Annotated in this window: 14 protein-coding genes; 4 read left to right on the forward strand and 10 right to left on the reverse strand. The window is 60.3% G+C overall.

Annotation, left to right across the window (positions count from 1 at the left end; all coding sequences use genetic code 11):
* Positions 1-54 precede the first annotated feature (54 nt).
* The 4 genes from HMPREF2842_RS06860 to HMPREF2842_RS06875 all read right to left on the reverse strand — a co-directional run bounded on the left by HMPREF2842_RS06860 (position 55) and on the right by HMPREF2842_RS06875 (position 9,711).
* Positions 55-1,251 carry a putative glycoside hydrolase family 15 protein gene (locus HMPREF2842_RS06860; RefSeq protein WP_070643722.1) on the reverse strand — a complete coding sequence of 399 codons (1,197 nt, stop codon included), beginning with the start codon at positions 1,249-1,251 and terminating at the stop codon, positions 55-57.
* On the reverse strand, positions 1,241-2,956 hold the full coding sequence (gene pelF, locus HMPREF2842_RS06865) for a GT4 family glycosyltransferase PelF (protein ID WP_070643727.1): 1,716 nt from the start codon (positions 2,954-2,956) through the stop codon (positions 1,241-1,243). The genes HMPREF2842_RS06860 and pelF overlap by 11 nt, the downstream gene beginning before the upstream one ends.
* A gap of 33 nt (positions 2,957-2,989) precedes the next feature.
* Positions 2,990-4,345: a hypothetical protein gene (locus HMPREF2842_RS06870; RefSeq protein ID WP_070643731.1), complete on the reverse strand. Its 1,356-nt coding sequence runs from the start codon at positions 4,343-4,345 to the stop codon at positions 2,990-2,992.
* A 476-nt stretch (positions 4,346-4,821) separates the two neighbouring features.
* Positions 4,822-9,711 carry an NAD-glutamate dehydrogenase gene (locus HMPREF2842_RS06875; RefSeq protein WP_070643736.1) on the reverse strand — a complete coding sequence of 1,630 codons (4,890 nt, stop codon included), beginning with the start codon at positions 9,709-9,711 and terminating at the stop codon, positions 4,822-4,824.
* Between the two features lie 240 nt (positions 9,712-9,951).
* On the opposite strand from HMPREF2842_RS06875, the gene HMPREF2842_RS06880 reads away from it, so the two are divergent.
* Positions 9,952-10,866, forward strand: coding sequence for a shikimate dehydrogenase (locus HMPREF2842_RS06880; protein WP_070643821.1), 915 nt, complete (start codon positions 9,952-9,954; stop codon positions 10,864-10,866).
* Positions 10,867-10,950: 84 nt separating this feature from the next.
* Here the strand turns inward: HMPREF2842_RS06880 and HMPREF2842_RS06885 are convergent, their stop codons facing one another.
* The 6 genes from HMPREF2842_RS06885 to HMPREF2842_RS06910 form a co-directional block, all read right to left on the reverse strand.
* Positions 10,951-12,243: an MFS transporter gene (locus HMPREF2842_RS06885; protein WP_070643739.1), complete on the reverse strand. Its 1,293-nt coding sequence runs from the start codon at positions 12,241-12,243 to the stop codon at positions 10,951-10,953.
* A gap of 248 nt (positions 12,244-12,491) precedes the next feature.
* Positions 12,492-13,694, reverse strand: coding sequence for a hypothetical protein (locus tag HMPREF2842_RS06890; RefSeq protein ID WP_246823227.1), 1,203 nt, complete (start codon positions 13,692-13,694; stop codon positions 12,492-12,494).
* A 152-nt stretch (positions 13,695-13,846) separates the two neighbouring features.
* Entirely contained in the window at positions 13,847-14,722 is an 876-nt protein-coding gene (locus tag HMPREF2842_RS06895) for a glycosyltransferase family 2 protein (RefSeq protein WP_049352287.1), read from the reverse strand.
* 54 nt (positions 14,723-14,776) lie between these two features.
* A complete protein-coding gene (locus HMPREF2842_RS06900; protein WP_049345954.1) occupies positions 14,777-15,160 on the reverse strand; it encodes a DUF2304 domain-containing protein in 384 nt (127 codons plus the stop codon).
* Positions 15,161-15,162: 2 nt separating this feature from the next.
* Entirely contained in the window at positions 15,163-15,906 is a 744-nt protein-coding gene (locus tag HMPREF2842_RS06905; RefSeq protein ID WP_049345957.1) for a glycosyltransferase family 2 protein, read from the reverse strand.
* A gap of 196 nt (positions 15,907-16,102) precedes the next feature.
* Positions 16,103-18,103: a DUF6541 family protein gene (locus HMPREF2842_RS06910; protein WP_049345958.1), complete on the reverse strand. Its 2,001-nt coding sequence runs from the start codon at positions 18,101-18,103 to the stop codon at positions 16,103-16,105.
* 382 nt (positions 18,104-18,485) lie between these two features.
* Here HMPREF2842_RS06910 and HMPREF2842_RS06915 point away from each other — a divergent pair, with 382 nt between their 5' ends.
* From HMPREF2842_RS06915 to HMPREF2842_RS06925, 3 genes are all read left to right on the forward strand, one after another.
* Positions 18,486-19,028 carry a flavin reductase family protein gene (locus tag HMPREF2842_RS06915; RefSeq protein ID WP_049340082.1) on the forward strand — a complete coding sequence of 181 codons (543 nt, stop codon included), beginning with the start codon at positions 18,486-18,488 and terminating at the stop codon, positions 19,026-19,028.
* Positions 19,029-19,159: 131 nt separating this feature from the next.
* Positions 19,160-20,389 carry an acetylornithine deacetylase gene (gene argE, locus HMPREF2842_RS06920; RefSeq protein WP_070643748.1) on the forward strand — a complete coding sequence of 410 codons (1,230 nt, stop codon included), beginning with the start codon at positions 19,160-19,162 and terminating at the stop codon, positions 20,387-20,389.
* A 482-nt stretch (positions 20,390-20,871) separates the two neighbouring features.
* On the forward strand, positions 20,872-21,879 hold the full coding sequence (locus tag HMPREF2842_RS06925) for an MIP/aquaporin family protein (protein ID WP_070643752.1): 1,008 nt from the start codon (positions 20,872-20,874) through the stop codon (positions 21,877-21,879).
* The last annotated feature ends 84 nt before the right edge of the window (positions 21,880-21,963 follow it).

Here is a 21,963-nt window from a genome sequence, read left to right on the forward strand (position 1 = left end):
CTACGCAGATAAGCGGTGCCGCGCAGAAGCTCAGAAGAGCTATGCGAGCGGTAATTAAGCCTTACGGCGGTACACCACACCCTGATGCGCCCGCAGCGTGAAGCTCGAAGGCACCGGGCGGTTTGCCGCATCCACCAAGCCGGACGGGACCTTCACGATCACATCCTTCGAGCCGGTGTTCAGGGCAGCCCAGCCGCGCGTAAAGGCACGAGTCTGAGCGGTCTTCTGAGCAATAATGCCGCCGACCGGATCCCCCAGGTCATAGGAAAGCTCCGGGGCGTGCGGGATCTCGTCGTAGGCGTCGTGGTGGGTTGCGCTGATGCCGGTGAAGGCGCCTCCACCAAACACCCAGAAGCCCGCCAAACCGTACAGGAAGTTCTCATCCGTACCGGTAATAGCAGCCTTGCGGTCGCTGAGCGGGGTACGCAGAATCGTCACCTTCTTCTGCGAGGCGGCGCTACGGCCACCCAGACCCGCAAAAGTAGTACCCAGGTTCACGTCGCCCGCCGAGCCGTTCGCAATCTCACGACCCTGCATCACGGCGTACGGCGAAGACAGGTAGTCGTTCGGACCCCAGCCGAGCCACACCTCCTCAAAGCCGCCACCGTAGGCGCTGTGACGCTCCCACTTGCCGTAACGCAGACGAGACTCAGCAATATTGGGCACCAGAATCTTGCCGATTTTATTCAGCTCAATACCGGCGTACGCGACCAGAAAATCCAGGTGCTCACGGATCTTCGTCATAGACTCCACACCCTGGATGGGCAGGTTCAGGTCGTAGTAGTCGTTCTCGATGTCGTTATCCGCCATGACCCCGTCGAAGGGTGAGTTGCGCATTTCGCGCACCACAGCGTCCACCCAGTGCCAACGGTAGTCGGCGTTCCACACCTGCATCTGGAAGTGCTTGGGGTAGCCCTTCCACTCGATACGGTCGCCGTTGAGGCGGTGGGCGAAGAAATCCTTACCGGAGTTCGCCATCGATTGCGCCAGCGGGTAAGAGACACCCGAAGAATAGATCGGGCCGGGTTCATAAGAGCGGGTGGAAGACAGGCACTTGTACGCCAGCACCACCATTTGAGGTGCACGCTTCTTCAGGTAGCGTGCCGCGTCCAGTTCCCAGGGCTGCAGGATTGCGACAGAGTAGTTCTTGACCGCAAAATCAAGCTGCTGCTGGGTAATGGGCTTACCGCCGTAGCGGACCCAGGCACCAAATTTGCCGGGTCCGCCCAAGCGGGTGAGTTTATTCGCCATCGTACTCCGGGTCGAATTCGGGGGCGCGAGGGGGCAGCTTGCCCAGCTCGCGGTAGATCGTGTTGTAGCGGTCCATGACCAGTCGCAGCTGGAAGAAGCTGACGATACGGTCGTAGGCGTTCACACAGTAGCGTTCGTAGATGCTGGGCTCCTCCATGAGGGTGCGCAGCGCCGCCGCGAAGCCGTGAATATCGCCGGGGATGGTCAAGATACCGCAGTTACCGATTTCGTGGCCGTCGGGGGCGACCAGCACATCGTCGATGAGCTGGGACATACCGCCCACGTCGGTGCTGACCAGCGGGATGGACGCAGCCATCGCCTCGAGCGCCACAATCGGCTGACCCTCATTGTAGCTGGGCATGAGCAGCAGGTCGAAGCGGTCGAGCATCGCACGCACGTTCACGGTGCCGTGGAAGGTGATGTACTCGCCCATGTTGAGCTCTTCGATGGTACGCAGGCACAGTTCGTAGTACTCGGGCAGGTGGTCCTTGGGGCCGAGCACGTCCAGGTGGAAGTTCACCAGACCCTGATCGCGCAGCACCGCGAGGGAGCGAATCAGATCGGTCAGGCCCTTAATGGGCACCACGCGGGCAATGAACACAAAGCGCCACACGTGGCCGCGGCCCTCAGCGAGGATGCGGGCACGCGCCGCCTGGCGGGCGTAGTAGGCTTCCGCCACGGACTCGATGAGCATACCGTTGGGCAGAATGATCGCGCGGTCCTTCTCACCCTCGTTCATCTGGTCGATGGGCGCGCCAATACCGCGTGCCTCTTCCAGAGCCTTGGGGTACAGGTAGGTTGCCATGTCAGCGCTGGGGTAGCAGAAGCGTCCCATTTCGACGAACCAGACGGACCAGGCACGCTCGTCAAGGGTGACCGGGCCCAGGCCGGGGTGCTCACGCTCCTCGTTGAGGAAGGCGTAGTCGGTGGTGACGGGCTTCGCCATGTTGCGTTCGAGCTTGGTGTTCACGGTGTCGCGAATGTACAGGTTATGCTCGGTCAGCAGGAAGCTGGTGCCGTGGTCACGTGCGGCTGCGGCGGCGATGAGTGCAGCGTAGCCGGTGGTGTGGGCGTGGTAGACGCGGGCGTGCGGCATCCGCTCGTGCAGGATTGCAAAGAGGATGGAGACGAAGTCGCGCACCTTCCAGAAGAGCTCACCGAAGGGCACCTCGGAGAAGAAGCCCAGACCCGCAATCGCCTGCATGAACTCACGGGTTCCGAAGAGGCCGAAGAGGTTGTAGCTGCGGGTTGCGGGGTTGATGCCCTCGTCGTAGAGCTTCCAGAGGGGGTTCACGTCGCCGACGATGAGGGCACTGAAGCCGTCCATGAGGCGGTTAGTGAGTGCCTGACGCTCCGCAAAGTTCATGCGCAGTGCGGAGGGGTCGCAGGCTTCCGCGAAGGCGTCGCGGTTGACTTCCAGGCTCAGGTACAGCACCTTGACCCACTTGACGTTCTCGGGCATGCCGTAGAGGTCTTCGTGGGGGGAGTTCTTATCCCAGGCGATGTGAATAATGCCGTAGGTCAGATCCGGGTTTTCGCAGACGATATCGTGCACCACCGCAGACACACCACCCTTGAGGTAGGGGTAGGTGGATTCCATGATGATGGCGACGTCAACGTCCGGGTATTCGGGGTCGCTGTAGTGGGGGCCGGGAGCCGGAAGCTGCAGCGGCGCGTAGTGGTTTCGGTACATCTGTTCAGTCATTGTCGTATGTATCTTTCGCGGACCGTGCGGTTCTTACCAGGCGAGGGCTCGACGCCAGAAGAGGGAGTACTCGGGGGCTGCCCACGCCTGACGGTAGACGCGGTAGCATGCGAAGGCGAGCACCGCCTCGCCCGCGATGATGGGCAGGTAGCCGGTCTCGTTGGGCAGGATCATGAAGGAGATGAAGAGCAGCACCAGGTGCGCTGCGGAGAGCAGCTGCACGGTGACGTACATGGTCATGTACTCGATCTGGTAGATCAGCAGTGCCACTGCAACGAAGAGGAACGCCACGACCAGGCCGGAGAGCGCCAGCGGGTAGGACTGCGGCAGGAAGATGAACATCAGGATGCCGGTGACAATAGCGCTGGCGATGTAAATCAGCAGGGAGTTGCGGATAGCGCGGTTGGAGGTGCGCAGAGCCTTGGAGGACTCCTCCTGAACGCCCTTGTAGGGCAGTCGGTCGAAGATAGTCCACAGGTGCTGGATGCTTGCGTTGACGCGGTCTGCTTCCACCACGAAGAAGTAGTTGTAGGCGATAACGCAGGGGATCAGGCTCAGGTAGATTGCCACGACGTTGATTTCACCGCCGGTGACCAGGAAGAGCATGTACTTATCAGCCCAGATGATGGAGCCGGTGAAGAAGCCGCGCAGGGCGTCGAGCGCAATGTCCTTGAGCGGGATGCGCGCGAAGTGCAGCAGGTGCACCAGGTCCTTACCGAGGCTCACCAACAGGATGAGCGAACCAACCAGCGGCGGCAGGAACCAGATGACGGGGTAGCAGTACAGGGCAAGAGTGTAGCCAAGCCACGCGATGAACCAGATGATGCGGTTCTTCGCGAGGTTCGGGATGACCAGCAGCTGCGCGAACGCAATGTTGAGAACGCCCAGGACGAAGAACGCACCGAATGCAGTCGGGCTCCAGTGAAGGACGAGGGCGACCGGAATTGCGAAGAGCAGCACCAGCGGCATGGTCATGAAGAAGAGGTAGAGCCAGTTGCGGGTGAACGCGGTCAGGTCGGTAATGTCCTGGAACTGCGGCTCGGACATGCGTGCGCGTACGGCTCGTGCTTCGGCGCGCTTGAGCTGGTGCTCAAGGGTTTCAGCGTGAATGCGCAGGCCTTCGCGGGCGTCCGCAATCTTCTTGTGCTCCATCTGGATAGCACGGTAAAGGGGCAGGCAGGCTGCCTGGCTGAGCCAAGGAACGGTAATGGACGCCGCCAGAATCACCTGGATCAGGGGTACACCATCAAGGTTGTACCGGTTAATGGTCGGGGTAACCATGGGGAAGACGGTGGTCAGCAGGGCGACCGGAGAGACGTAAAGCAGAAAGTTAATGAGGAGGCGCCATGCGCTATTGCTTTTTTCCTCAGTACCGTGGTTGGTAGACAATCTTGCAGACTTTCAGTCGATAATCGTAAAGATTAGGGGCAGTGTGTTTGAACAGCACCGTGTGACGCGCCAGGGGAAAGAGTCGTCGTACCGAGAAGTGCCGGGTCCCCATGGCTTGCGCTGATGCCGCCGTGAATCAATATACGGCATATATCAACTAAAACCTTTGGTTTCCTTAACCCTCTACTTGATATTTGGAGGGATTTAGGACACACCCACATAATGCGCATCACACAAGAATGCAAAACATCTAGTGAGAGCAATATTCTATGCAATATACGCGGGGTGCAACAACCTTGATTTGGGTGCTCCACGCGAGGTGCTGACGCGCTGGCACACCGGCACAAGGTTCACCCAACCAAGGATCCCCCGCACTACCTGTGCATGCACCATGTGTCCCTGCGCAAAAGCATCCCGGCCCCTCCCACCGGGAGGGAACCGGGATGCTCTAAGCGACCCTAACGGGCCTTAGCTATTTAGGATGCACTCGAGAGAGTACGCAGTGCCACGGACACTACAGCCAGGCGCGGGTGACCCGTGACGTCCAGAGCGGCCTCGCCAATCTCCTTCAGGATGCGGTCGATGTTACCCACGCGGGTCGGGTGCTCTTCAATCCAGGTAGCCAGTGCCTTCTGCGCACCGTCCACGGTGGAGAAGTCACCCTTCGCGCCCTCTGCCACAGACAGTGCCAGACCTGCAGCGGTCTCGTAGAGGCTGCCGCGCAGTGCCTGACGTGCCAGGATCTCCCAGCGGTCGCTGCGGGGCAGGTCGGAGATGAGGCCGAGCAGCTCGTCCACCTTGAAGCGGTCGTAGGTTGCGAAGTAGACCGGTGCCAGCGAGGTTGCCTCGAAGTCGTGGTCGCGTGCCGAACGGATGACGTCCAGCAGGGCGTAGCCCTCGAAACCGCGGATCCAGATGACGATGAGTTCCTCGGGCAGGCCCCATGCCTCGCCTGCGTCGCGCTTTGCACGAACACGCTCGCGGGAGGTACCGGAGAGGTACTCGGGTAGGTTATGGCGCATCTCGACGACGGAACCGAAGGTCTCCAGCAGTTCAGAGATGCTGGTGCCAGCAACCACGCCACGCTCGGTGATGAACCAGCGGACAGCACGATCCAGAACGCGCTGGTTGTCGCGCAGAACGGTGAACCATGCATCCAGCGGGGTCTTCGGGGGCAGTTCGCGGTGCAGCTTAGCTGCGGTGCCCAGCTCGAAGAGCTCGCGAGCGACGATGAAGGCGCGTGCGACGGAATCGATACCGACGTTGAACTCCTCCATCACGCGGTATGCGAAGGTGATACCGCCAATGTTGACCAGCTCGTTAGCGACGCGGGTGCAAATGATTTCCTTACGCAGCGGGTGCGAGTCCAGGTGCTGACCGAAACGCTCGACCAGTGCTGCCGGGAAGTAGCTGCGCAGAACGCCTTCCAGGTAGGGGTCGTCCGCGAAGTCGGTCTGCTCCAGTGCGTGGGTGAGGTAAATCTTCACGTACGCAGCCAGGACGGACAGCTCGGGGCGGGTCAGGCGGTCGCCGGTGGTCTCCAGACGCTCGTCCAGCTCCTCGTCGGTGGGCAGGAACTCGACGGCGCGGTTCAGGCCGGCGTGCTCTTCCAGGTCGTGCATGAGGCGCTTGTACAGGTTGGTGCCCAGGAAGGAGCCGTGGAACTCACCCTGCAGCAGAACGTTCTGCTCAACGTTGGTCTCGAGGACCTTGCCGCCGACCTCGTCCTGCAGGGACTCGATGAAGGAAGCACGCTCTTCGCTGGACAGCTCGCCGTGTGCCACGAGGCGGTCCACCAGAATCTTGATGTTGACCTCGCGGTCACTGGTTTCCACACCTGCGGAGTTGTCGATTGCGTCGGTGTTGAGGATGACGCCGTTGAGCGCAGCCTCAATACGACCCAGCTGGGTGAAGCCGAGGTTACCGCCCTCGCCAACAATCTTGGCGCGCAGGTCCTTACCGTTGACGCGCAGTGCGTCGTTAGCCTTGTCGCCAACCTGTGCGTTGGTCTCGGTGGAGGCCTTCACGTAGGTACCGATACCGCCGTTGTAAATCAGGTCGACCGGTGCCTTGAGGATTGCGGAAATCAGCTCGGTCGGTGCGAGCTCGGTGACGGACTCGTCCAGGCCCAGAACCTCGCGCACCTCGGGGGTGATCTCGATGGACTTCAGACCGCGAGAGTACACGCCACCACCGGCGGAAATCAGGTCGCGGTTGTAGTCCTGCCAGGAGGAACGGGGCAGGTTGTACAGGCGCTGACGCTCGTCGAAGGACACTGCCGCGTTCGGGTTCGGGTCCAGGAAGATGTCGCGGTGGTCGAATGCTGCGACCAGGCGGGTTGCCTTGGAGCGGAGCAGACCGTTACCGAACACGTCACCGGACATGTCGCCAATGCCGACTGCGGTGAACTCTTCGGTCTGAGCGTCGTGGCCCAGCTCAGCGAAGTGACGCTTGACGGACTCCCATGCACCGCGTGCGGTGATGCCCATTGCCTTGTGGTCGTAGCCGACGGAGCCGCCGGATGCGAAGGCATCGCCCAGCCAGAAGCCGCGCTCCAGGCTGATTGCGTTTGCGGTGTCGGAGAATGCTGCGGTGCCCTTATCCGCTGCAACCACCAGGTAGTAGTCGTCAGCGTCGCGTGCGATAACGCCCTCGGGGCGGACAACAGTCTCGGAGCCGTCGGTGCCAACTGCGAGGTTGTCGGTGACGTCCAGCAGAGAGCCGATGAAGACCTTGTAGGACTCGCGGCCCTCGGTGATCCATGCGTCACGATCCACTGCGGGGTCGGGCAGCTGCTTGGGGTAGAAGCCACCCTTCGCGCCGGTGGGGATAATGACGGCGTTCTTCACCATCTGTGCCTTGACCAGGCCGAGCACCTCGGTGCGGAAGTCGTCGCGGCGGTCCGACCAGCGCAGGCCACCACGTGCGACGCTACCGAAGCGCAGGTGAACACCCTCAACGCGCGGGGAGTAGACGAAAATCTCGAACTTGGGGCGGGGCAGGGGTGCGAAGTCAATCTCCTGCGGTGCCACCTTGAACGCGAGTGCGGGGCGGTCAGCAAGGTATGCGTTGGTGCGCAGGATAGCGCGGATGACCTTGCCGAGGGAACGCAGGTAGCGGTCAGCGTCCAGGGTGGGGATCTGGTTCAGTTCCTCAACCAGGGCTGCTTCGATTTCGTCACGGCGTGCGTTGCGCTGCTCATCGTTGAGACCGTTGTTCGGGTCGAAGCTGACCTCGAAGAACTCGACCAGGTGCTTGGTGATGGCCGGGTTTGCGAGCAGGGTGTTCGACATGAAGGACGGGGTGTAGCCCAGGCCCAGCTGAATCAGGTAGTGGTTCAGGGCACGGAACAGACGTACTTCCTGCCAGGTCAGGCCCTCAGCCAGGATCAGGCGGTCCAGGGTATCGGACTCGCGCTCACCGAGCAGGTAGGCGTTCAGGGCATCCTCGTACAGGGAAGCCACAGCGTTTGCGTCCACGCCCTCGGGGAATTCAACTCCGAAGTCGTAGAGGTAGCCGTAGTCTTCGCCATCCTCAGGCTTGAACTCGTAAGGCTTCTGATCAACAACGACCAGACCCATATTCTGCATAACCGGCAGCAGCTCGGTGAGGGTGTGAGGTGCGGACAGGTAGGTCTTCAGTCGGGTGGTGTTGGCTTCGCCGGCTTCAACCTTGATTGCGGCGGGCTTCTGGCCCGAGAGAGATTCAAGAATCACGATATCCTCGATTGCTTGTTCTACTGTGTAATCGGCTCGGTAGGCTGCACTAGTCGCATCTGCCCAGGCTGATGCGAGTCGGCGGCCTGCCGCTCCGGGTTTCCATGCCTCAATAGCAGCTGCGGTTGCTTCCACCCAGGAGCGGGCGGCTTCTTGCAGTCGCTTTTCGAGAGCTTGATGATCCGTCTTCGGCACATCATTGGGGTTGGTGAGCCGAATGCGGAAAAATAGACGCGCCAGCGATGAGGAGGACAGGTACACCTCATGGTCGATGGCACTAAAATCAAATTCCTGTTGGAACACCCGCTGAATACGGGAGCACACGTTCGTGTTGTAACGATCCCGAGGCAGGTACACCACGGCGGAAATAAACCGGTTGAACTGGTCGGCGCGCAGGAACAGGCGGGTCTTGCGGCGCTCCTCCAGGCCCATGATGCCGCCGAACGTATCGGTCAGGTCATTAGCGGAAGCGTGCAACAGCTCCAGGCGCGGGTAATCTTCCAAGGCACCCAGAAGCGCCTTGTCAGAGTAAGAACCGGGGTGGTAGCCGAGGCGGCGGCGCACCATCGCGATACGCTCACGCACCAGCGGAGTCTCAATAGCGGGCAGTGCGTACGACTGACGGGTGAACAGACCCAGAATGACGTACTCACCAATCACGCGGCCGTTCAGGTCGAAGCGGCGCACACCAATGTAGTCCAGGTAGTCGTTCCGTGCTACGGTGGAGCGGGAATTCGCCTTCGTGATGTACAGGGGGCGCGGGAACAGGGCACGCTCCAGGGTCTCGCCCGAAAGGGGGATGCGGCTCTTACCCTCCGTGGTGCGCAGAATACCGAGCGCCGAACCGGGGCGGTCCACCAGAGAAATAGCGCCGGAGGTGCCGTCCAGCACGCGCTCCTTAACGCCCATAAACACGAAGTTGCCGCGGGTCAGCCAGCGCAGGAAGTCCTGTGCCACCTCCACACGGGAGGCAGGCTCCACACCGCGCGGGTTAGCGGCGTAGGATTCCTCGCCGTGACCCAGGGTTGCGCCGCGCAGGTCGTACATGGACTGCGCCAGGTCGAAAACGCGGGCGACCATGGCATCCAGGTCGGTGTGGCAGGCGCGAACATCAGCGAGGACGCGCTCAACTTCCTTCTCGCAGCGGCGCTGCTCTTCCTCAGTGAGGTAGCGGGTCAGGCGAACCGCAATCCAGGCTTCAATAGCGACAGTGGTACCCGCCGGGGCGTTCTCGCTGAGCTTGAGGGAGGGCACGCCAAGAGTGGCGGTATCGCCACTGGCGAGGTTGCCGCGCATGCCGGTGCCGCGCAGGCTCAGGAGGGTACCGTCCGGGCCGCGTTCAGCGAGGAAGGTGGGGTGAAGAATGGTGACGAAACCACCAAAGTGCGCGGCAAGGCATGCGGTCAGGGAGCTGACGATGTGCGGCATGTCGTCGGTCGCGACGTACAGGGTGGTGTTGTACTCGTCGTTGCGTGCGGCAACGACAGGGGTCTTGGGCAGGCGGATTTGAGCCAGCGCACGGTGGGTGCGAGCCAAATCCTCTAACTCTGCCGGGGTGAACTCTTCACGCTCATCTTCGGGGCTGTTCAGGAAATACTGCTCGACCCATGCATCGGCGCCAGCGAAGTGTGCCATAGCCTTGTCAGTCATTGACAATCTATCCTCCGAATATCGGTATCACTTCACTGTGACGGTGTCTGTGTGGTCTCATGTGCGCGCCGTGGCGCGCGAGCACTTATACCAAGCTTATACCTTCGAGGTGTTTCTGTCAGACATATCGCTCTTGTGAGCGTAGAAATTATTTTTATCTTCTTCCCAAATCCAGCACGCATTTGGTACGGGTTCAAGAAAGTAGGTGCATCTTGAGGGATGGACACGTACAGTGAAACTATGAGTTTGCGTACTGAATCTTTCCTGGTGGGTCTCATTGGTGACGGCATCACCTCCTCCCTGACCCCTCCCATGCATGAGGCGGAGGCGGACGCGCACGGGGTGCGCTACCTGTACCGCCCTGTCGACCTGGACGCCCTGAACCTGGATGGCGCCTCCGCACCGGCGCTTCTGGATGCTGCGGCACTGCTCGGCTTTAACGCTTTCAATATCACGCACCCGTGCAAGCAGTCGGTCATGGAGCACCTGCACGAGCTTTCGGATGCGGCACGCGCCCTGGGTGCGGTCAATTGCGTGGTGATTGGTGAGGACGGCAGCTTCTACGGCGATAACACGGACTACTCCGGGTTCATTGCGGGATTGAAGCGCGGCCTGCCGCAGGTGGCGGAGGATCCGGCGCGCCTGGAGCACGTGGTGCAGCTGGGTGCTGGCGGTGCCGGTAGCGCCACGGCATACGCCCTGTGCCGCCTGGGGGTGCGCCACCTGAGTCTCTTTGAGCGTGACGCGGCGAAGGCGCAGGGGCTTGCGGAGCAGCTGGGTGGGCTCTTCCCGCAGACCCGGATCGAGGTGCTGACCGACGATGAGCGCTTGATTGAAGTTCTACTAGAAGCTCAGGGTTTGGTGAACGCAACCCCGGTGGGTATGCACGTGCATCCGGGTATGCCGTTGAGTGAATCGGCACTGAGTGCCGGGGTGTTGCGTGAAGGCCTGTGGGTTGCGGACGTCATCTATCTGCCGCAACAGACGCAGCTGGTGCGCGCGGCGCGTGCCGCCGGATGCGAGGTGCTAACGGGCGGCTACATGGCGGTGGGTCAGGCGGTGGATGCATTCCGCCTCTTCACCGGGCTGGAACCGAACGCTGAGCGTATGGCGGCGCATTTTGAGACGCTGATTGCGGCTCAGCAGCGGGCTTAGAAGGTTAAACACGCAGGTGGGGATGGATAGCTAACTATCCATCCCCACCTGTATTTATTCTATATACGGAATATATTGTTCGGGTTATGCATCCAGCTCAGCCAGGGACTTCTTGTACCCTTCACGAACCGTCAGCGCACCCAACGCCACGAGCACACACATGGCAACCGTGAACACGGCGGGCAGCACCGCATTATGCAGGTCGGCACCGGCGAGGCTCGTCGCCACGGCGGGCGCCACGCCTCCAGAAATTGCGAAGCCAATCTGGGTACCCAACGCCAGGCCGGTCACGCGCACGCGAGTCGGGAACATCTCCGCATAGAAGGCGGGCCACACGCCGTTCGCCATGGAGTACAGCGCACCGTGCATGAGCACGCCGTAGGCGAAGATACCCACCCAGTTACCCTCGGTAATCGCGCCGAGGTACGGGAACATCACCAGGGACGAAGCAACCGCACCGGTAATGAACACGGGCTTACGACCGATCCGGTCGGCAAGCATGGCGGCGAGCGGAATCGCAATCAGGCCGAGAGTGTTGGAGGCGACCGGCACCAGCAGCATCGTGCTGCGGTCAAGGTCGTAACCCTTGGTGGCGAAGGACAGCGCGAAGGTCGTGAAGACCATGTTCACAGTGTTGACCATGGCACACACGGCGATGGTGAGCACAGCGCGCTTGTGGTGTTTGAAGACCAGCGTGAGCGGGGATTCGGTGAGCTTTTCGCGCTGCAGGTAGGCGGGCGGCTCGGAGAGGGTGCGGCGAATCAGCCAGGCAGTCACCACCACGAAGGCGGAGAGCCAGAAGGGTACGCGCCAGCCCCAGCTCAGCAGGTGCTCGTCCGGCAGGGCGGCGAAGGGAATGAACACGGCGGTTGCCAGTAGCGAGCCGAACTGGGTGCCTTGCAGGGTCCAGCTGGTCGTGAAGGCGCGCTGATGCTCGTTGGCGTGCTCCAGGGAGATGGAGATGGAGCTTGCCTGCTCACCGGCGGCGGAGAGGCCCTGAATCATGCGGCAGATGACCAGCAGGGTGGGGGCGAGGATACCCGCCTCGCTGTAGGTCGGCAGGCAACCGATTGCGAAGGTGGCAAAGCCCATCAGGAAGAGCGTGAGCATCAGGACGAATCGGCGGCCGTAGCGGTCACCGAGGGGTCCAACGATCATGGCGCCGAAGGGACGCACAACGTAGGCGACGCCCACAACCACCATGGACTTGAGGATGCCGATGGCGGCGGTGTCTTCGGGGAAGAAGATGCGGTTGAGCACGATTGCGGCGGCGGTGCCGTAGACGGCGAAGTCGTAGTATTCAAGGGCGGAGCCTATCCAGCTGGCGAGGGCGGCTCGTCGTGGTGATCGGGCGGGCGCGTCGGTGCGTCGGCTCATGGGTGGCTCCTTCGGTGCTATACCCGTTGGGAGGGGCGGGGCCGCGGTGTGGGCGGCCCGTGCGGTTTGTCATTGTGTCCTTCCAGTGTAGGGAGCACCCCGCCTGTTTTCCATAGGGTTACCTAAGTTCCCAGGGTTTGAAGTAGTAATAGCGGGTGGACACCTCCAGCCCCCGTCAGTTCATGAGCAATAAAAAATGAGGGGTTGAGCATAACTACTCGTTTGCTCAACCCCTCATCATTTATTTATTAAATATTCTCCAGCTCAGCATTGCCGCTATTCGACACAGAACGCGCCTGCCACACCATCGCACCCAAATGCACTAGCAGGCCAAGAATCGGACCCACATACAGGGCAAGAAGAGTGCGAGTCAGAAGAGGCAACGGCGACACCGCCACCACACAAGCAACCGCAGCCGCCAGCACCCAACCGGCCACATACGAACGGTGCATATTCAATGCAATCACCAGCGACCCTGACAGCACCAGAAGCGCCAGGAAAGCAGAAGCAAACACCAGAAGTGCAAGCACCGGAGAAGTCACCACCTGAGCGTATGCTTCAACCTCTGAAGGCTTCGGCGGATAAAGCAGACCAAACAGCCACGGCCCCAGCACGTAAGCCGCCGCAGCGCCCACAAGACCCACACCCAACAGTGCACCAGCAGGCTTCGCAAAAGCACGCAACGGATGATTCTGTTGCTTCAAGAAAGCAGACACCGCCACGCCCTGAAAAGCCTGCAAAGGAATCATAATCGGCGAGCGCGTAATCGAAATCGCCAGAATCAGAACCGCCAAAATAACCTGTTGTAGCGGGTCGTTTGAATCGATGCTAACGTTCAGCAGAAGCGGCAAGCCCATCATAAGAACCGCATTAGCAGTCGACGACCCCATCGACAGCGTGTAGTTATACAGCAGACGGCCCGAGGAAACATCCGCACGAGAGCTAAAAACTCGCCGAGCTTCTGGAAGCAGAAGCACCATCAGCAGCCACAGAAGTACCGGAGAAACCGTTGCGGCTTCAAGACCGATTAGATGTGCAGAGACCAGACCGACCGCACAGATAGCTACGATACGCCAAATAGCGTCGAACCCCAACACACTCGCGAAGAGGTACCAGCTTTCCTGGCCAGCAGACGCACCGTAGAGAGTCATGTGCATGGCGTAGAGGGCCACACCGGCACTCAGGAGCAGCACACCGCTAAACCCGCTCAAAGGAATCTGGGCAGGAGCCCACAGAGGGCTCGTCACTAAGGTCAGCCCGCCCACAATAAGACCCACTAGAGCACCCACGGGTGCAATACGTGCACCAGTTTTACCGTCGCGGCGTGCAGTACCCACAGCGCGGGTAGCTTCCTGCTGGATACCTACCACCACACCGTAGAGGGCAAAAAGAAGCGACCAGAAGAGAAGGAACTCCGTCAGGCTTTCGCCCTCCAGAAACCGTTTCACCACAACGGTAATTCCTAGAGAAGATAGTGCAGCTAAACCGGACGATCCCAAAATTGCCATCGAATGACCACGAGTCATTTTCTTCGGCTGGGACTCTGCCGATGATTCCACGCTATCTCCGTTCTCTACTGGTCGCACCTATAGAATTGAAGTCTTTACTTTACGACGTGCTCGGCAAGGTTCTTAACACCCTGCCACTTCTTCGCCAGAGCCGCCTTCGGTAGCAGAGTCAGCGCGTGAGCACGCGAAGAGAAGCGAATACGAGCCACGCGGGCAGCCTTCGTCCAACCCAGGGCAGTCATCTCTTCAACCATGGTGTTGTAGTAGCGGCGCTCCTCCTCAAAGCGGGTACCCTCAAGGGCGCGCCAAGACGAGTCAGAACCACCGTGACGGCGGTACATGAACGCAATCTGCGGGTCGTAGTACAGGGAGCCGCCGCGCATCGTAATGTCGAGAATCAGCGCCATGTCCTGGATAACGTTCAGGCCCTCACGGAAGCCGGTGCCCACGATAGCGTCCTTACGCCAACCCAGGGACGGGAAGTAGAACCACGCGCCGCGCAGCAGGGAGGTAGCCAGCTCCTCACCCTGCAGAACAGCCTCACCCTTGGGACGGTAGAACGCCTTAGTCTGCTCCACCAGAGTGTTCGACAGGCCGTTGTTCTCATCAATCACGACCACGCCGGGCTGGAAAATGGACGCCTCGGGGTGCTTAGCCGCTGCATCCACGAGCCACTGCACGTAGTTGGGGAGCATGACGTCGTCAGCACCCATGACGGTGACCAGTTCGTTCTCCACGAAGGTCAGGCACTTGCGGTAGTTCGCGTTCGCACCCAGGTTGGTTTCATTACGCATGTAGGTGATGCGCTCGTCCTTCAGCGACTCGAACCAGCCAGGAATCGAGTCGTCCGGGTAGCCATCATCGACAACAATCAGGCGCCAGTCCGGGTTGGTCTGACCGACCACAGACAGTACAGCCTGCTTCATCATGGCGACGTCGCCGTAGTAGGGGAACAGAATATCAACGGTCATAAGGTATTACTCCAGGTCAAAGGGGTAAAAAATACTAAAAGAAAATTATGGTTCCTACTGCTCGCCCCGTGCAGAGGATTTACGGCCTAAGCCAGATGCACCCTCCGGCTGCTCCTGAAGCGCCTTCAAAATGGCGACTTCCTCAGCCAGGATACGGGTCTTCTCCGACAGGCGCGACAGCTCCAGGGTCAGGTGAATACTGACGCCCATGAGCAAAAGAATCGACAGCAGGAACAACAGGTTCACCGGCAGGGCAACACCCACAAAGTCCGCCACACCGTTTAGCAGACTCGGGAAAGCGCCCAGCACGATAATGACCGCGCCGATAATCAGCCACAGGGCGGCGTACCGCTCCTTCATGCGCTGGTGACGCACCTGCACAATCACAAAGGCACACACCAGTACGGACAGAATGAGGAAAAAAACACTCGCGCTCATGATTACTTCTCCTCGGGGCGGCGGCTCACCGAAATGCCGTAGGCAAACAGTGAACGAACCAGATAGACAGCAGACTTCAGCGGACCGGAGGAGGGGGTACCTCCCTGACGTTCACGCATATTCACCGGCACCTGACGCACCTTCAAGCCATTGTTAATAGCCATGGCGGTGATGTCGATTGTGTCGCCCAAATATTCGGCGGGCAGGTTGCGGCAGTAGAAGTCGATGCCGCGGCGGTTAGCAATCTTAAAGCCGCTGGTCACGTCCGTGAACGGGGTGCCCGCCGAGCGGGTGAACAGGAACGATAGCAGGCCCATCGCCCACTTGCGTGGACCTGACACCTCATAGTCGGCAGCCCCCTCCGCAAAGCGGGAACCAATTACAATATCGTAGTCCTTGATTGCCTCAATCAGCGTGGGGATACTTTCGGGGTGGTGCTGACCATCCGAATCCACCTGCATGGCGTAGTCGTAACCCATGCGCTGCGCGTACTTGTAGCCGGTGCGCATGGCGGCACCCACGCCCATGTTGTAGGGCAGGTCAATCACAAAAGCACCCGCCTCACGAGCCACAGCGGAGGTGTTGTCGGTGGAGCCGTCATTGACCACCACCAGGTCCACGAAGGGCACCGTCTCCTGCAGCTCAGTAATAGTGCCGGGCAGTGCTTCTTCCTCGTTCCAGGCGGGCATAATCACCAGCGTACGAGGATACGTGTGGGGGGTAAGAGGCGATGTGGGAGAACCCATAGGGCAGCTACCCCTCCTAACGAATGTGTCTTACCGTGCGTGTGAAAGCCGGCATGCCCTAGTAGACATACCGACTTTCATCATATCAGTGGTTCCGCAGTATCTCAGATTTAGCGCCAGAATGCAGACCACTGCACGAATTTCTGCAGATGCGTGCACCCCCGTAGGAGCGCTGAGGCACCGTTTAGTTATCGCATTAGTTATCGCACGCGCTAATACGGTACAGAGTCATCGGACCCGAGGAGTACACCGGAGTCAGAACATCCGTATCGATAGCAGCCACGAGGCCGTCGTAGTTTTTCTGGGCGTCCGGGCCGAAGTTCAGCTGGTTCTCCAGGTGAACGTACCAGTGGGCCTTGTACTCGTTCACTTCGCGGCACACCTCCGGGTTTGTACGAGCGTCCTTGAGGTTGTGCATAATCGCCGAGTACTTGGGTGAGGTCTCAAACTCGAAGTGGTATCCCGTCAGGTGACGATCCGCCAGCGCGTAAATATAGGCGCTACCGTCCCAGGGGTTATTCACGATCACATCGTCCTTCGGTACGATCTTCGGGATTTCATTAATGACGTTCATCTCGTCCTGATTCAACACCACCGAGGTCGGGGTCAGGCGGTATTCACGAGAGACCGCCTGGGTCGTCTCCTGCACCGAAGGAACACGCGAAGAAAGACCAGCAACTACCAGTACCAGGATCATCGCGACACCCATGCCGATGGTCGCAACCTTCAAGCGTGCCGGGCGTGGTGCTCGGCGCGCAACCCAGGTAAGCAGACCTTCTACGAAGCCACCCAAGCCGATACCAGCTAGGATCACTGAGGGGAATACCACCAGAGCCGCCAGGCGGAAGTGGTCGGTGTACCAGGGGCCCACCATCAGCAGGCGGAACTCACCGCGCGGCACCGAGGCGGATACAATCCACAGGTAACCAATCAGCCCCCAGCTGGCAATCAGCCACAGGTTACGGCGCTTGTACAGCAGGTACCCCACACCCCACAGAACCAGGAAACCCGCCAAGTAGGAGGGATTAAACTTATCACCCAGCTGATTACCATTCTCCAGGCCCAGGAAGAGGAACTGATAGAGGGCCTCACCCTCGGTCAGAATCGGCGACCAAGTATTACTTGCAAACTCAGCGGGACGTAATACACGCCAGGCCCCTACACAACCAGCCAGGAAAGCCAGTAGCAGGATGGAACCCACCCATTTCTGTCGAGCAATCAACTCATGCGAACGCAGGACCTGCGCCACACCAGCCAGTAGCAGGGGTACAGCAAAGGCTGCGGCAGAAACCACCGCATTCGGATGCACCAGCGCCAGACCCGCAAGACCCACCAGGGAGGCTAAACCCAGCGATAGGGATGCCGAATACTCGCGGCGTACCATCACCTGTACCAGGTACACCATGAGTGCCACAAATGAAGGTAGCAGGGCATAGCCCAGCAGGTTCGGGAAAAGCACACCCCAGCGCAGTAGCAGGCCCGGGAAAGCCGCAAAACCGCAAATCATCGCCGGAATAGCTAGGGCCTGCAGGCGGCGCAGCTTCGGGATGCTCAGGCTCAGCGCCACCAGCGAGCAGGGCCACAAAATGCCGGAAGCCAGTAGCACGGTCACAATGGTGGCGGTCGCAATACTCGTACCCGTGGTGCTATAAATCAGGGACACAAAATCGTGCCAACCCGCCGGGTAAAACGTCGGCTCCTGGTTCGCAGCAGCGACTGCTCCAAGGGTCAGGCTGGAGGCATCGCCGTGCTCCTGAATCCAGCGAATCGCATTCATATGGAAGGAATTATCCAGGCTCTGCGAGAACGCCTCCGGACCATACACCATGTCCTCGGTCATATGCGTCACCAGGAACCCGCCCAGCACCGCACCCATCACGGGCCAGGTCACCGGAACATCGTTACCCGGCCAAGCCGCAGAGGTCAGGGCAGGCCAGCGGCGGCCCACCAGCCACATGAGACCAGCAGCCACAGCCACCATCACGGCAGCGACCGGCACAAAAGAAATCAGGCTCCACGGAATGCCGGTCTTACCCAGCACAATCGCAGAGACAGCCACCAGGGCAAAAGTCAGCAGCGGCGCATAAAAAACACGCAGACGCACAGGAACACGCAACGCCCAGCCCATCGCATAGCCGGGACCAAAAGCCAACACGACCGCAAAAAGTAGCAGCGGAATAGTTGCCAACCAGCTCATTAACCCTCTTCTCCCCACAGTTCACGCACCGAAAAACCCCTCAAATACGGGGCGCGGTGCGCTTTCGCGTACCAAGCAAGGATACCCTAGAGCCCTCTTCACCCCCGCAAAACCCCCAGAAGAGAGAGGGATAGCACCTCAATCATGTGTTGCAGGGCGCTGGTTGGGCTGTCTGTGTGAAGCTCCCATATGACGAAGAATATGACGTAATATTTCACGCCCTACGTCATGAAAGGTGCACCTAAGAAACATAGGGCAATAAATAAGGTGTTCAGCACCCATTAGCTTTACTCTGAAACATATCTCCCCTTAACAAAGGGTCGCCCAACGCATACACATCTGGACGACCCCTCAAACGCAGCCGCAGAAGAAAGGGTCGATCATGACCGAAACCATTGCAGCACAGGCACCCATCGCCGACACCTCCGAGCAGTTCAAGCTCGCCTTCGGCCACCAGCCCGCCGGCGTTGCCATCATCACCGCCACCGACGAAAACGGCGAACCCGCAGGCTTCACCGCCTCCTCGCTGACCTCCGTCGCCGCAGAACCGCCCATCATCGCCTTCTCCCTCAAGGCAAACAGCGGCTCCGCAGCAAAGATCGCGGCTGCTTCCTCCTTCCTCGTGCACATGCTCGACGCTGAGAATGTCACCCTCGCGAAGAACTTCGCAACCCACGACTACCCCCGCTTTGAGGACCCCAGCACCTGGGAATTCGTCCACACCGGTGAGCCCCTCGTCCACGGCGTGCGCCGCGTACTGCGCGCAACCCCGCTCAGCCGCGTTGAGGCAGGCCCCGCACTCGTCTTCACCGCGCAGGTTGAAGAGTTCATCCGCAACGACTGCGAAGGCACCCCGCTGGTCTACCACTCGCGCAACTTCCACGCGCTGGGCGACCACTCCAACGTGAACAACTACAGCATCTAACCCCGCGCAGGGGTCACGGGGCGGTATTCGACGACCATGAGGCGACGAATGCCGCCCCGCGGCGTACCCTGAACATAACAGCGCACGCGGCACATGACAGCGCACAGCATTACATTGCAGAAGGAATAGTTATGACGGCTCAGACCACCCAGCCCGCTTCCCTCCCCTGGCTCGAAAAGCTCATCGCGATTCCCACCATCTCCGGCAGCTCCAACCTGGAACTCATTGAGCTCATCGAAGCCGAGTTCGCCCGCTACGGTTACAGCGGCGTGCGCACCTACAACGAGGACGGCACCCGCGCCAACCTGCTGGTCACCGTCCCCGCAGCGGACGGCACCACCCGCGGCGGTGTTATTCTCTCCGGCCACACGGACGTCGTGCCCGTCGCCGGTCAGGACTGGGACGCCGACCCGTTCACCCTGCGCGTGGAGGGTACCCGCGCCTACGGCCGCGGTGTCTGCGATATGAAGGGCTTCCTCGCAGTCGCCCTCTGGCTGCTGCCGCGCGTTGCCGAGGCGAAGCTGCGCACTCCCCTGCACTTCGCGTTCTCCTACGACGAGGAAATCGGCTGCGTCGGTGCACCCTCCCTCATCGAGGAGTTCGTGGCGCGCGACCTCGCCCCCGACTACGCGATTGTGGGTGAGCCCTCCAGCATGCGCATCATCGACGCGCACAAGGGCGCGCACCGCGGCCGCGTCACCTTCACCGGCGTGCCCAAGCACGGTTCCCTCGCCACCCACGGCGTGAACGCGGTTGCTGCCGCTGGCGAGTTCATCACCTTCTTCACCGATATGGCGGACCAGTGGGAAGAAGAAGGTCCCTACGACGAGTCGTTCATCATCCCCCACTCCACCGGTAGCGTGAACCTGGCAAACGGCGGCCTGCAGTACAACATCGTCGCCGAGCAGGCGGTCGTGGAGTACGATGTGCGCACCCTGCCGCAGGTGACTACCGAGTCCTTCGTGGAGCGCATTGACCGCGAGATTTCCGAGGTGATTCTGCCCGATCTGCAGGCACGCGCCGCACGCGCGGAGAAGCTGACCGGCGCGGAGCCCGGTAGCCTCACCTCCCGCGTGGGTGTGAAGCATGAACTGCTCGCCGCCGTGCCGGGTTTGGGTACCGAAGACGACGCACCCATCGTGCGCCTCGCCCACGAGTGGCTCGGCACCAACGACGCACCGCAGAAGGTCACCTACGGCACCGAAGCGGGCCAGTTCCAGCGCGCCGGCGTGCAGAGCATCATCTGCGGCCCCGGCGACATCGCGCAGGCGCACACGCCGAACGAGTGGATTGAGCTGGAACAGCTGAGCGAATGCGAGCGCTTCTTCGAGGCGATTCTCGGCTGGGCGAGCGCCAAGTAGCAGCCACATAGCAGCCGTGTAGCGGCGTAGAACCCAGACCACGGCGGTTCATAAGAGCCGCACGAAAATTACAGAAAATGCCCGGGTACCTCAAGAAGGTGCCCGGGCATTTTTGCGCTGATGGCGGGTGGTGTTGGCGGGGTTCAAGTGTTGGTTGAGCCATGGATTTAACGATCGGTTGAACTGTGGGTTTAAGTATGGGTTTATGGAATGAGTCCAAGGTGTGGACTATGCCTGTTTTTCCCCTCATCCACCACATTTATTTTTAAACGAAAAACCCGAAAAACCGCTTATGTCTAAGGGTGAAATAACACAAAAGTATTGTCTTCCAGGGGTATTCAAGGTTCCATAGATGCCAAAGGGTAAACACGCCACTCGGGCGGCATAACCCCACACAAAACCACACCTCCCTCACGCTCGGCACTGCACACCCGGTCGAACCCCGGTTCACCACCCGCAGTTCACTACCTGAAGGACACCCCGTGTACACCATCAGCCCCTACCTCGCCGAATTCCTCGGCACGCTCATCATGTGCACCATCGGCTGCGGCGTCATCGCCAACGTCGAACTCCGCCGCTCCAAAGGCCACGGCGACAACTTCTTCACCATCGCCTTCGGCTGGGGCTTCGCCGTCACCTTCGGCGTCTACGCCTCCCACGCCTACTCCGGCGGCCACCTAAACCCCGCCGTATCCATCGGACTGGCAGCCTACGGCGAATTCCCCTGGGAGAAGGTCCCCGGCTACATCATCGCCCAGGTCCTCGGCGCAATGGTCGGTGCCGGACTGGTCTACCTCAACTACCTGCCCCACTGGAAGGCAACCGCCGACAAGAAGATTAAGCTCGGCGTTTTCGGCACCGTCCCCGCTATTCACAACTACTTCACCAACGCCCTCTCCGAAATGATCGGCACGTTCATGCTGGTCTTCTCGGCACTGTACACCGGTGTGAACTTCAAGCCGTCCATCAGCGGCGGTGTGGAACTCTCTCTCAACCTCAACGACGTGCTCAAGCCCCTCGCCTTCGGCTTCATGGTCACCGTACTCGTGATCGGTCTGGGCGGTCAGACCGGCTACGCTCTGAACCCCGCCCGTGACTTCGGTCCGCGCCTCATGCACGCCCTGCTGCCCATCCACGATAAGGGCTCCTCGCGCTGGTTCTACGCGTGGGTTCCGATCTGCGGCCCGATTGCCGGCGGTTTCATGGGTGGCGCATTCTTCAAGCTCTACTACGAGGGTCAGGTCAGCCCGTGGCTGTTCGTCTCCAGCGCCCTGGCGATTGCGGTTCTGCTCTTCGCGTGGTGGGCTAATAGCCACCTGTACCGTGCACCCAGCTCCGAGGTTATCCCCGAGTTTGAGGATACCCACGCTACCGCGGCGGCACGCGCGGCAACCTACACGCCGACCGGCTCCATGCCGATTCTGCTCCCCGAAGAGGTGAAGGGCAACCGTAGCACCCGCGTCGTCAACCAGGTGATTGAGGACGACTAGTCTTCCCGCCCGAGAACTTCCCTGTCTAGGGTTTCATCTAAAAACGGCGAACCCCTCATTTTCATAACCTGCACAATATCGGTC

The sequence above is a fragment of the Rothia sp. HMSC069C10 genome (assembly GCF_001812205.1).
Classification (GTDB): Bacteria; Actinomycetota; Actinomycetes; order Actinomycetales; family Micrococcaceae; genus Rothia; species Rothia mucilaginosa.